Raw genomic sequence first — 11874 nt, forward strand, 5'->3', positions numbered from 1 at the left:
CCTGCCGGTAATCCATCCTAGTGAGGAAATCCTGCTGCTGGAACAGGAGCAGCTGGATGTACTGGTGGAGTCCGAGACCATCCGCCTGAACGCCGGGGATACCACGGTGGTGCAGTCCAACCTGCCCCACATTGTTTCCAACCCTGGGGATACCACAGCGGTGGGGTTGGCGGTGTTCACTCCGGCCATTTGGTTCCCCAACAACCGGCGCACCCTCAACCGCGGTGGCGAAACCTAAATGTTCGCATAGGAATACCAAAAAGAAGTACAGCCAATTGCCTGTACTTCAGACTGTCGAAAAAGGTCACCGGAAGGTGGCCTTTTTCTCGTAAATGGGAAGAAAATAAGATGAATGGTGTAAGGTGATAAAAAATGCCGGTGAAGAACGCCGGAAAACGAGGACAACGGGAATTGGAATGTGGTCCAATTCGCCACAAAATGCACCTGTTCTTTCACTATTTTTTCTATCTGTCTTCTTGTTTTCAAACAGAAAACCTGCCCTGGCCTGATTGCCAAAGCAGGTTTCTCCACAAGCTGACGCGCTTTTCTCTACAGAAAGCGCGTGATTTTTATTCATTGCTTGTTCGTTTTACTTTTGGTGATATCTACGCAAAAAGGCCTGCCGGTCCTTGCAATGGAACCGCTCCATCACTTCGGCGGCGGTTCCGCCATCCTCCAGCGCCTGGCGGATGGCGGTCTCCCGGATGGCTGAGAAAGTCAGACAAGGTACGCCCGCCCTTCTCTCCAGCAGCGCCAGATGTTCCCGCAGCACATTGGCTTCCACCGGGCGTCCGTCCGGTGTGGCAAACAGCAGATGGTCAGGATTGCAGCGGGCATCCACCGCCTGCAGGGCACACAGCGTGCGAATCTGCGATTCCACAATGCTTTTGCAGGCGGCCGGCAGCGGGACGGAATAGGACTGGACGGGCAGCAGCGCCAGCCTGGTTTTGCGCTCCTTACTCTGTTCGTCGGCAATGCGGGCGACCCGGTTGCGCACAGTCAGCCGGCTGGCGGCCAGGTCCGCATCCTCCTTCCGAAGGGCCAGCACTTCCCTCTGGGGAAGTCCCGTGGCAAAGGCAAAACGGATCAGGTTGCCCCACAGCTCCTCCTCGCAGACGGCCAGCAACTTTTCCCGTTCCTCCCGGGTAAAGACAGGCTGTTCCCGGTGGGGTCCGGCTTTTCGTCTGGCGAGGACTTCTTCGCCTAAAATCTCCGGCGTACAGGGATTTTCTGCCAGCAGCCCTGCCGTCACCCCTTGCTGAAGGATGGTCCGCAGCAGCTTGTAGGTATTTTTGGCCTTTCCGCCGGGCAGACCGGCAAAAAAGCGTTTCAGACGCAGAGGCGTCAGCTCTGCCAGTTCATATCTTCCCAGGCAGGGCAGGATTGTATTTTGAAGCAGCCCCTGATAGGACTGCGCGGTCCTGTGGGAACCGGCATGGGACGCCTGCCAGGCGGCAAACCAGTCCTGCGCCCATTGTTTCAATTTCATTGGGTGTCCTCCCGGTTTTTTCACCAGAATACTACGGTTTATCGTGTTTTGAAAGGGAGTCCTGCTGCGCTGCATTCTCCGAAAGGTCTGCTCGCAGTTCGGCCAGCTGCTGCCGGAACATTCCCTGCAGTTCCTGCCAGACCTGCGGGTTCTTGAGCGACGGCGACGGCTGTTTCAGTTCCTTGTCCAGGTCCGCAACCGCCACCGACAGCGTCTTTTCATCCAATATCCCGCAGCGATGACGGAGATACCGGATGACCGCCTCACTCTCCTTGTCTTCGGCGTGCATGGCGTAGCGGAGCGCGCAGTTGATCACCGACCCGAAGTCCTCCGTGTGGAACGGATCCAGCCAGGAGGACGGGCAGAGGACGAGATCGTCCTTTCCCTCATTGGTGATGACCAGCCCGATGTTTTCCCGGAGCACACGGTCCAGCACAGCGTCCAGATTCTCTGCCAGTTCCTGGCGGGAGATGCGTTCCATCGTTTCGGTGGATGGTAAATTTGTCATGACAGCATGCCTCCTGTCCTTCTGTTTCCTGTCCCCGGATTTGTCTTGCCGGTTTTCGTGCTGCTTTCATTATAGCATCCGGGACGGGCCATTACAGGGACTTTCAAAAATAAATTTGATGTGCTTCCTGCGGGAGGCGACCTGCAGGCTGTGTCAGGGGATCATTTCATCGCAATAGGAAAAAATCTGCTTCTTTTCCTGTATGGCGCATCGAAGTGTTGCAGCCGCCCCGCCCCAGTCATGGAGGACATAGGCCACCACGATGTCGGAAGACTGGACCATCCATCGGTTCCTGCGAGAAATCGCAAAACGGGGCGGCACGGTTTCCAGCGGCGGGTAAATGGTCCTGTCGTAACCGGAAGCGTCTCTCCTGTCGTTGAGATAGGCCATGACAAGAACCAATTCGATCTGGGGATACTGTTCCTTTTGTCTCCGCAAGACAGATGCCGCCAGGTTGTCAAAGGCACCATAACCACCCAGATAAAAGGTTGTGGCGCCTCGCGCAATCAATTCCTGTGTCACACCATATAGCTATCTTTCCACTGCCTGGCACTGCGAAATCTGCGAATGACCGCAAAACGTAACAATCACTTTTATTCCTCCATTATAGTGATTATAATCACTATAATGGAAAGTGGCAAGCCCCCTATAATAATCAAAAACGGGGGTGATGCAGTGCCGATCTCGTTTCGTCCGATGCGGGAATTTATGAAAGAGAACCATATTTCCTTCTACCGTTTGGCCAACGAAGGAATTGATGCGCAAACTCTGCAAAGGATACGCCATGACAAGCCTGTCACCACCGACACCCTCGGGAAAATCTGCAGCATCCTGCACTGCCAACCGGGAGATCTGATTGAATATATCGATTCATCCCGCGAAGAGAAATCTGTCGACTAGCCATATTTCGGAGAATTTCTCAAAGCGTATCAGGTCTGCCGCGTCCCATTTCCGGTTATAAAGATCCGACATATCAATGCAGCCAGGCGGCGCCGTTCACAACGTGGACAGCGCTGCTTGGCTCTTTCTTTGTGTCAGGAGTTAGAGAAGTACATTTTTCAGGACTTCTGCCTTCCAAGGTTCTGTTATGCCGCCGGTAAATTTTGCAAGGTATTTCCTGCAAAAAAGACCGGCGGGCGGGCCGCTGGAAAGATGCATGGCCAGCTTTTTCCGGGACAAAAAACGGACAGGCTGCCTGCGAACAACGGGGAAAAGGCCCGGCTCATAAGGCGTCCGATGCGCAAAAAAGACCGGCGAGCCACCCGAAAACACATGGGCTTCGCCGATCTTTTTTTGCAACTATCAGAAAGAATATTGTGCGAAGTATCGACAAACGAAGCAAAAAACCTCTGCTTTTTTGTCGCGTTTTAACACAAGAAAAGACCCGGTCTTTTCAGACCGAGTCTTGGTGGTTGCGGGGACAGGACTTGAACCTGCGACCTCCGGGTTATCCCTGCGGGCCTCTTGCGGTGCCCGGCGCAGGCTTCGCGGTCCGCTGGCCGCTTGCCTTTGCCGACCGCTGCGCCAGAAAATCCTCCCTGTTTCCGCCACTGGCGGCGGTCGGATTTTCTGCCCAACGAGCTCGCTCGCCGGTCTCATAACCCGCAAACGCGCAGCAAAAAAGCCGGCCAACCATTCGGTTGACCGGCTTGGTGGTTGCGGGGACAGGACTTGAACCTGCGACCTCCGGGTTATGAGCTTGGAGGCAAGACCTCTTCTTTTTTATTTCGATAATTCGTATTTTATTTTCTCTATATGCTCGTGAAATTCTCCTTATTCTATATACCTTAATTTAAGGTAATTATATAGAATTCTATTGCCTTTGTCAACATTTTTAGGTACACTATAAGCAGGAAAGGCTCGTTGGGGAAATCTTATTCCCCTTCCCCGTCCGAACAAAAGAATTTTCCGTAGATTTTCGCCTAAAAAAGTTGTTGCTAAATTCGGGAGGGACAGGATATAAAATGGATTCCGCAACCATATCTGCCGCCAAAAAACGTGTTCGGCAGCCACCTCACATATTAGAACTTTGTGACGGTCTGTCCGTACATTACACTTTCTCCTCCATCTCCGTTGCCAATCGCAAGCGAGGGAACACAGCGAATCAAATCAAGTTGTACCTCTACAGTTCTTCACTGAAAAGAAAAGTAGGGGCCGATGTTCGTCTGCGCTATACAACGCCGCTCAAAAAAGTACGAAAGACAAACAGGACGCGGCATACCCCTCCTGCGGAAAAGATTCTGCAAGGCGTGCAAAAACTACTGGCCAAAAATGAAGAACTGCGAGAGTGTGATTTGACAAAAACGCCGGAAAGGGCATCCGTGCTCTCCGCAAAATTAGCAGTCTTCTGGTTACAAAAGCAATCTTCTTTTCAAACAAAATATTCAAAAAGTAGTGATGAAGCATCTTCCCTAGAAAAAATGATGGCACAGGTTATTCTATGCTTGGGAAATTTGGATCTCTCGAGATTATTGCATGAACATGAATTGCCTCTTCTCTGCACACACGTTTTCACCACCTTGCGAAAAGTCGTCGAGCGCAGAGCTTATATGCTAATTCAAGAAAGCTTGTCCAAGTCTGTTGTATCCGTTGCCGACTTTGATGTCCTCGAAGAACGTGACCCAACGACTGTATGATTATGGCGCTCTTCTTCAAAAAGTTTTTCGTGAGTATCTGCTCCTCCAAAGCATTTCCGATGAGCAACAGAATCAAATTCTGGCTTTATTTAAAAAGCAATTCACTGTGCGTTCCGGCGTAGGTGTCAAGATGGGAAAAGGATTGCGCCCAAAAAGTTTGAGTGTGGACGATTATCGCCTTTTGTGGAAAGCCCTTACGAAAGAACCTGGCAATTCACTGGCATTAGCACAGTTACTGATGTTGTTTTTAGGTTTAACAGCCGAGGAAGTCTGTGCTCTGGACAGCGAAGATTTACTTCCAATTCCCAATTATCGTGCTTACCAGCTGCGTATTACCAAGCGCTGCGTCCCCATAAAGAAAAACGATAATGACAAGAACTATATCATATCCGGCGAGCTTCCCAGTTCAGAAAGTTATCGGAATGTGCCTGTTCCATTTTTGTTGGTGAAACTGATTTTACAATCTGCGCAAGCGCCGCAGAAGCCTCTGTTTTGCTACGATAAAACCGGGCAGCGTATTAAGGTAAATGAATTGCAAGCGGAATACCGAAAACTGTTCCGTGATTTTAAAAAGAGTTTTCTTGAGTATCACCGTGATGACGGACAGGCTGTTCGTATACAGGTTTCTTTTCGCCCAGAAAATTACCGACAAAGCTGTCGCCATTTTTGGCAATTTCTGTGCGGGCTGCAGCAGAACGAGATTCGTTACTTGGGCGGGTTAGCTCAAATCGATACCGCCGGTCAACATTACATTGATTTTAATAACGCGCATAAACAATATCATATGTGTGTGCAGATGAGCTACGGGCTTATGGCGGTAGCAGCTCCGGGCACTCTTCCTCCCAAAATGCCAAATGGCCCACTTGAAAGGAAGCACCATATCGATGGTGTGTTTAATCATATACTACACACCAGACTCTACATCCGTCGCCCTTGTACGGTTACCATTACCTCTGCACATGGGGTCACCATAAAAACGGAAGAAGGCTGTTTGCGATGGGAATCCGAGAATCTCTGACACTGACTTGGCAGGACTTGAACCAAAGCACCCTAAGTCTATTCACCTATTGTGAAGAGGCAATGGCGACAAAGCCAAACGCCAATTTATCTACCGCACGCTTGTGGAACGCAAACACTCAGGCAACATATCACCGTATGATGGAAAAAATGCAAGCGCTCTATTTTGATTCTTTAGGGCTCCCCTTCAGGGACCTGGAATTCGAGCATTTTGCTGCAGCTGTTGATGCATACGTTCAACAATCCAGGGCCAAATCAAAAAGTGGCGAAGTTTCCGATGCCACAAAGGATAAACTCTGCAGCATTTTAAAAAGTCTTTCCTCTTTTGTACATGAGAAATTGCCCGCATACTCTGATCCATGCTGGGGTTCTATCTGGAATTATCATAAAACAGCCCTGCCTAAAAGAGGCTCTGCCGGGAAAAAAGAGGAGCTGAGACAACTTCGAGAGCAAGAAATTGCAGAAATCGTAAAACTTCCTCGCTCTTTACAAATCCGCGAAGAAATCAAATTTGCCAAAGTCCTTCGCAAGGGGCTCAATGGTCCTGACGGTGTATTTATCGGTGGATTACTGATGCTCTATCTGGGACTACGTCCCAGTGAATGTTGTGGTTTGACGTATCGCGCAATCCAACCTCTGACGAAAAACGTAAAGGCTCTTTATATTTATCGCGCCTTGGATACGTCGAATAAAAGCAAAAATCAACTCAAAACCAAAAACGCCTATCGTGTGTTACCCATACCGGCCGAATTGGATTCTTTATTGCAAGAGCGTATGCAATACATTCAGAAATCCCATCCCAACGGCTGCTTGGAGGATTTTCCCATTGTAAATTCTCCCGAGGACTGTACAAAATTCTGCACTCGCAAGCATTTCGGCGACACAATCAGGAATTTGCTTCGCAGCATCCGTACCAATGAAGAAAGTCTGGTTTACGCCTCTCATCTTCTCGAGGCAAACAAATCCGTAAAAGAAGAAAGCCCCACCGCTTATTTGCTGCGAAGACACTATGCCACCATTCTTTCCAGCGTCTGTTTGATGACTGAAGAAGAACTGCAATATTTGATGGGGCATGATATCCGCAACGCCGATATTCGCCACTCCGATTTGCTGGACACGGATTGGTTGCTTCAGATGTATAACAAGCTGAATCGACGTCACATTTTTACAGCACCCCAATCCGATTTGGCAAACTCGAAAGATTCTCTCCCAGAAAATATATCGGAAGTTTCTATTCAATTCATTGATAGAGATTTCCAAGGCAGCAGTCCCGGATTCATAATCGACATCTGGAACACCTGCCCTGCCGATGCGCTGACGCTCAGTGTAAAAGCAGAATCCCGCACCGAAAAAGGCGCCGTATTATATGAAGCCGATTACCGTCCGCTTGCGGAAAATCTTCCTCCTATGATTCGCTTTGACAGCGCCTATCACAGAGCGCTGGAGAAGTCCGCCAATAAGAGCGCTGGACGCACAAAAAATAAGGCGCAACCGTAATCTCTTCTTCCAACTAATCGCTTTTCCCAAAACAATTTAGGTGCTCATTTTTATTTGGAGGCCCCTATGCATATTTCTTCTCTAAATATATCACAACAACATATCCAACCTTTTTCTCTGGCGCTGGAGGAATCACACCATATAAAGCATGACTACGATTCTGCCCGGTGGTTATACGTTCCCCCTATATACTGTGACTATCGCTACGTTTTAGGTACTGTAGGCGAAAATCCTTTGATTTGTGTTGGCATCAACCCTTCCACGGCAACCCCCAATATGCTGGACCCCACCATGAAATCCGTAGAGAGAATTGCTGTTGCCAACGGCTTTGATAGTTTTATCATGTTTAATGTGTACGCTCAACGCGCTACACAGCCGGACAATTTGGATCCGAAATGCAATGCGATACTTCATCGAGAAAACATGAACGCTTTTCGGTGGGCACTGTCTCAAACCGAGTCCGATTCACCTTCTATTTGGGCCGCTTGGGGAACACTTATCGAAAAGCGTACCTATCTTGCCTCCTGCCTCTGCGATATGCTTCTTTTGGGGCAAGAGTTCCATGCTTGTTGGTACAGTGCCGGTCCCCGTTCTAAAAAAGGACATCCACACCATCCTTTGTATTTACGTGGAGATAGTAAACTTGTCCCTTTTGATGTTCAACAATACATAAAAAACTGCCTTCCGAAAGTGTAACCTCACACAGAATAAGCCCCCCAACCTTTGTCGGCCATCGCCAAAGGTTGGGGGGCTTTGCTTTTAGGTTTCATAAATACGCCGTCATAAAAACGCCGTTTCAAATTTCTTCGCCGGTTTCTTTATCGATAAATAATCCGCGGAACTCGCAGCCCATGGCGTCAGCAATTTCCTGCAGCTCTTTTTCACTGAAGTTATCGCGCTTGAATTTTCCGCTGATATTCTGTGAGGTGCATCCCAGGCTGACAGCAAGATCTTTTACCGACATTCCCTTTTTTATGAGAGCAATTTTAATTTTCTCTGCCATTGCCATCGATAACACCGTCCTTTTCCCTTTTAACAGTATACCTTCAGAAGTACACAAAGTCAATCTTTCGGCTGAAAAAAGTAATTAAAAAGTGAATAAAGTAGTTGACAAGAGAAACTTTTCGGGATATAATTAAATCATAGAGTTACAAAAACAACTCCACAGTTACAAAAAGAGGATAATTCTATGAAAGTATTTATTCTTGACCATTTGAATGTACCCGTTCATCTGAACCGACTTCATACCGGCAATCCCGGTTTTGCCGTCAGATGGTTATGTTGCTTCCGTCTATTTTTCTTTTTGATACAGGGCATTACGCCCGGAAAGGTGTGCTTTATGAAAATGTCTGTTTATAGCTATCTTCAGTTCCCAATGAATTTGACCGCCTCTCTTGCATTGCATATGCGCCGTGATTGCGGTCATGACCCCAAGTATTGGACCAGAAAACATCGAAAAAGAAAATAGCGCAAACCCATGCGGCAACATGGATCTGCGCTCGGCAGGAAAATCATTTTTGCGTCACGATTTCCTGCCTCCATTGTACAACACACAATTTCAAAACACAAGTGGAGGTCTACTCTTTATGAATCAACCGGAAACTGTCCTGTATCGGACCTATGTATATCGCCTTTATCCTACCGCCGAGCAGCAGACTATGCTTGCCGACCGATTTGACTTTGAGGATGAAAATTATAATGCCATGGCACGCCGCATTAACGAACTATATGGGCAACACGCCCACAAAGCAGATGCGGAAACTGCCATTCGTCAATATAGTATTTCCTGCCCCGGCATCGACTACCAAGGCTCCCTGGATCACACCCGAAAGGAGTTGTTCCAGGCAGTACAAAAGCTATGGCAGGGAAGTTACAACAAGATTTATTTGCGCCCGGCCACACGGAATCAGCGCTGCTTCTATTTTAAAACAATGGCAGTCAGCGAATTCCATATTATTGTTCCCACTATCGGGACAATCCTGCGGGATACTCATCGCCCGCTCCCGGTCGGTGCAAAAGCACTCAGCGGCCAAATCTTTTACAGCTCCTATGAAGGGCGCTACTACGCTCATATACTTATCGTATACACGGCAAAATTGCCGGCCCCCATCACGCCTGTACTCTACGACCGGGCCATCGGTCTGGATTACGCACAAGACGGTCTGTACCGTGACTCCAATGGTCACAGTGCCGAATATCCCGGATTCGCGGCAAAGTCCAAACCCAAACGGGAAGCTTTACAACAAGCCCTGTCCCGTGCGCACACTGGCAGCCGGCGCTGGCGTGCCCTGCGCGCCAAACTGGCCAAGTTGGACCGACATACTCAAAATCAACGTCGTGATTGGCAATACAAGCAATCTAAGCGTCTCCTGCAGAATCACGACCTCATTGCTGCCGAAAATCTGGATTTTGTGGGTATGAAGCGTCAAAATCCTCGCCTTACCCCTAAAATAGAAGATAATCAGTACCCCGCCTTTTTGCAAAAGCTGCAAAGTAAAGCTATCATGCAGGGAAAGCGTGTCGTGCGAGTCGATCGCTATTATCCGAGCTCTCAAATTTGCTCGGCATGCGGTGCACATCTTGGCAAACTTCCCCTGGCCTTCTCCGTTTTTCGTTGCCCACAATGTGGAACACAAATGCAACGGGATCTTAATGCCGCAAAAAACATTCTGCATGAGGGACTGCGTCAGACAAAATAAGGAATTCCGTTCCTTGGGTACATGGGAACTTTTTGCGCACAGGCAGGCCGTGCGAAATTGTGCCGGAATGAATTTTGCCTGCTCGCCCGGGCGTTCCGGGTAAAACGCGCATGCAGTGAGCCATGCGAACGAAACGCCGAATGGTTATATGCTCACGTTTTTATACAATTTGTATTATAGGCACAAAAACAGCACGGCGGTAAGCGGAAGCTGGACCCTCCCGTTTACCTGCGCAGGTGATGCAACCACCTACACAACAGACTTGCTGCACCGTACCAAACTCAGTATAGCAGCGTTCTTACGATATGACAAGGCTGATGTGTTTGTTTCACAAATTGACCTGTGCCGTGTGTTTTCCGATAAAAGGAGTACACATTATGAAGGTTACAAAAACTAATGAAAAAAGTATTCTTGACTTTTCCGAAGAAACCACTCTGGAAGATTGGCTTCTGTATTGGCTTGACGCTTATGTAAAGCCCGTTTCCAAACCGTCCGGCTATGAGCACTATCGAGATAATTGCGTAAAACACATCATTCCTGCAATAGGAGAAATCCAACTTGGAAACCTGACGCCACGCGTGTTGCAGCGCTTTTTCAACGAACAGGCACGGACAGGCAATCTTCGTACCGGGGGACCGCTGTCCACTAAGAGCCTGCGCAATATGCGGGCCGTGTTGGATGTTGCATTGAAGCTCGCTACGGCCGAAGAATTGATGCCCAGCAATCCCGTTCCGCTGACCGCAATCAAGTCTGTGAAAAGCCGCCGGGTTCAAATTATGACCAATGACTCCCAGAGGGTCTTGGAAACATATCTATTCGAACATTTCGGTCACAAAGAAGCTGGCATTCTACTGGCACTGTACACAGGTATGCGTTTGGGCGAGATCTGCGCCCTGCGGTGGAAAAATTATCAGGAATCCACCGGGATGCTCTCCGTTGAAAGTACCGTGCGCCGCATCAGTGATATCGACTCAAGCCCTATGGCATCAAAGACGCAGCTGGTATTCGGTTCTGTAAAGACAACTTCCTCGGAACGAGAGTTATATATGCCAGACGTGGTACAGCAGTTGTTGAAGCTGCAGCGGGAGCGCTTTGCAAAAGAGTTCAGTCGGGAAGCCTGCGACGAAGATTTTATCGTTTTTAATCGTTGCGGCCGTGTGATGGACCCGGACAACCTCAGCCATTACTTTTCGCGGATTCTGCGGCAACTGCATCTGGAACATGTCAAATTTCACGCCATGCGACACACGTTTGCGACACGCGCTATCGAAAACGGCATCGACGTCGCAACAGTATCGGGCCTGCTGGGTCACGCCGATGTGACGACTACCACTCACTTCTATGTTCATCCTCGGGATGAAGCGATGCGAGCCGCTATGCGTGGCATCGTGCCGGTAGGAACAGCGAAATTCGTGAACGGAGCATAAACGATTTCTTATCCAAAGTCACTTCATCAAGGAAAGAATAAATATCCCCCGGCGGAGCCGGGGGTTTTGCACAGACGGGTGAAACCCTGGAGTACTAGCGCACGCGTCACGTCGCGTTGGTACGGCCTGCCAGCCGCGAAGGATTGCTACTTGCCGCCCGTAAACGGGCTGTTTAGAAGTTTCCCATTGTCAGCTGTTCGCCTGCCTGGTCTTCTTCTAACTGGCGCCGGATGTATTCTGCTATCTTTTTATCGTTTTTTCCTGCTGTATCCACATAGTATCCCCTGCACCAGAACTCCCTATTGCGATGCTTGAATTTCAGTTCTGGGAATTTCTTGTACAGCATCAGGCTGCTTTTCCCCTTCAGATACCCCATGAAGCTCGAAACCGAATATTTCGGCGGTATCTCGACCAGCATGTGGATATGGTCCGGGCATACTTCTGCTTCCACGATTTTTACCTTCTTCCAGTTGCACAGTGTTCTTAAAATCTCTCCGATTTCTCTGCGCTTCTGGCCGTAGAACACTTTGCGCCGATATTTCGGCGCAAAGACTAGGGCCTGCGGACATTTTATTGGACTAAATGGACCCCCACATCTTTG

At 49.0% G+C, this 11874-nt stretch carries 15 protein-coding genes and 1 pseudogene; 10 read left to right on the forward strand and 6 right to left on the reverse strand.

Annotated features, from left to right (window positions below; genetic code table 11):
* Positions 1-238: cupin domain-containing protein (locus Q0526_RS06710; RefSeq protein WP_298731853.1), on the forward strand; the 238-nt coding region annotated here is incomplete at its 5' end.
* 66 nt (positions 239-304) lie between these two features.
* Here Q0526_RS06710 and Q0526_RS06715 read toward each other — a convergent pair.
* The 4 genes from Q0526_RS06715 to Q0526_RS06730 all read right to left on the reverse strand — a co-directional run bounded on the left by Q0526_RS06715 (position 305) and on the right by Q0526_RS06730 (position 2519).
* A complete protein-coding gene (locus tag Q0526_RS06715; RefSeq protein WP_298731855.1) occupies positions 305-577 on the reverse strand; it encodes a hypothetical protein in 273 nt (90 codons plus the stop codon).
* A gap of 12 nt (positions 578-589) precedes the next feature.
* On the reverse strand, positions 590-1489 hold the full coding sequence (locus Q0526_RS06720; RefSeq protein WP_298731857.1) for a tyrosine-type recombinase/integrase: 900 nt from the start codon (positions 1487-1489) through the stop codon (positions 590-592).
* Positions 1490-1520: 31 nt separating this feature from the next.
* Positions 1521-1997 carry a hypothetical protein gene (locus Q0526_RS06725; protein WP_298731859.1) on the reverse strand — a complete coding sequence of 159 codons (477 nt, stop codon included), beginning with the start codon at positions 1995-1997 and terminating at the stop codon, positions 1521-1523.
* 153 nt (positions 1998-2150) lie between these two features.
* Entirely contained in the window at positions 2151-2519 is a 369-nt protein-coding gene (locus Q0526_RS06730) for a hypothetical protein (RefSeq protein WP_298731861.1), read from the reverse strand.
* 186 nt (positions 2520-2705) lie between these two features.
* Here Q0526_RS06730 and Q0526_RS06735 point away from each other — a divergent pair, with 186 nt between their 5' ends.
* From Q0526_RS06735 to Q0526_RS06760, 6 genes are all read left to right on the forward strand, one after another.
* On the forward strand, positions 2706-2897 hold the full coding sequence (locus Q0526_RS06735; RefSeq protein ID WP_298731864.1) for a helix-turn-helix transcriptional regulator: 192 nt from the start codon (positions 2706-2708) through the stop codon (positions 2895-2897).
* A gap of 117 nt (positions 2898-3014) precedes the next feature.
* Positions 3015-3368, forward strand: coding sequence for a hypothetical protein (locus Q0526_RS06740; protein ID WP_298731867.1), 354 nt, complete (start codon positions 3015-3017; stop codon positions 3366-3368).
* Positions 3369-3961: 593 nt separating this feature from the next.
* Positions 3962-4633, forward strand: a complete 672-nt coding sequence (locus Q0526_RS06745; protein ID WP_298731869.1) for a hypothetical protein — start codon at positions 3962-3964, stop codon at positions 4631-4633.
* The gene (locus Q0526_RS06750) at positions 4614-5651 is read left to right on the forward strand and encodes a hypothetical protein (RefSeq protein WP_298731871.1); all 1038 of its coding nucleotides are present in this window, start codon (positions 4614-4616) and stop codon (positions 5649-5651) included. The genes Q0526_RS06745 and Q0526_RS06750 overlap by 20 nt, the downstream gene beginning before the upstream one ends.
* Positions 5630-7147, forward strand: a complete 1518-nt coding sequence (locus tag Q0526_RS06755) for a hypothetical protein (protein ID WP_298731872.1) — start codon at positions 5630-5632, stop codon at positions 7145-7147. The genes Q0526_RS06750 and Q0526_RS06755 overlap by 22 nt, the downstream gene beginning before the upstream one ends.
* A gap of 66 nt (positions 7148-7213) precedes the next feature.
* Positions 7214-7843, forward strand: coding sequence for a DUF1643 domain-containing protein (locus tag Q0526_RS06760; protein WP_298731874.1), 630 nt, complete (start codon positions 7214-7216; stop codon positions 7841-7843).
* 100 nt (positions 7844-7943) lie between these two features.
* Here Q0526_RS06760 and Q0526_RS06765 read toward each other — a convergent pair whose 3' ends face one another.
* On the reverse strand, positions 7944-8156 hold the full coding sequence (locus tag Q0526_RS06765; RefSeq protein ID WP_298731876.1) for a helix-turn-helix transcriptional regulator: 213 nt from the start codon (positions 8154-8156) through the stop codon (positions 7944-7946).
* Between the two features lie 180 nt (positions 8157-8336).
* On the opposite strand from Q0526_RS06765, the gene Q0526_RS06770 reads away from it, so the two are divergent.
* From Q0526_RS06770 to Q0526_RS06780, 3 genes are all read left to right on the forward strand, one after another.
* Positions 8337-8615 carry a hypothetical protein gene (locus Q0526_RS06770; RefSeq protein WP_298731878.1) on the forward strand — a complete coding sequence of 93 codons (279 nt, stop codon included), beginning with the start codon at positions 8337-8339 and terminating at the stop codon, positions 8613-8615.
* A gap of 118 nt (positions 8616-8733) precedes the next feature.
* Positions 8734-9846 (forward strand): transposase, encoded by a 1113-nt coding sequence (locus Q0526_RS06775; RefSeq protein WP_298731880.1) that lies wholly within the window; start codon positions 8734-8736, stop codon positions 9844-9846.
* A gap of 377 nt (positions 9847-10223) precedes the next feature.
* Positions 10224-11273 carry a site-specific integrase gene (locus Q0526_RS06780; protein WP_298731882.1) on the forward strand — a complete coding sequence of 350 codons (1050 nt, stop codon included), beginning with the start codon at positions 10224-10226 and terminating at the stop codon, positions 11271-11273.
* 146 nt (positions 11274-11419) lie between these two features.
* On the opposite strand, the pseudogene tnpA reads toward Q0526_RS06780, so the two are convergent.
* Positions 11420-11847: pseudogene (tnpA, locus tag Q0526_RS06785) on the reverse strand (IS200/IS605 family transposase).
* Between the last annotated feature and the right edge of the window lie 27 nt (positions 11848-11874).

The organism is uncultured Subdoligranulum sp., from assembly GCF_937890665.1.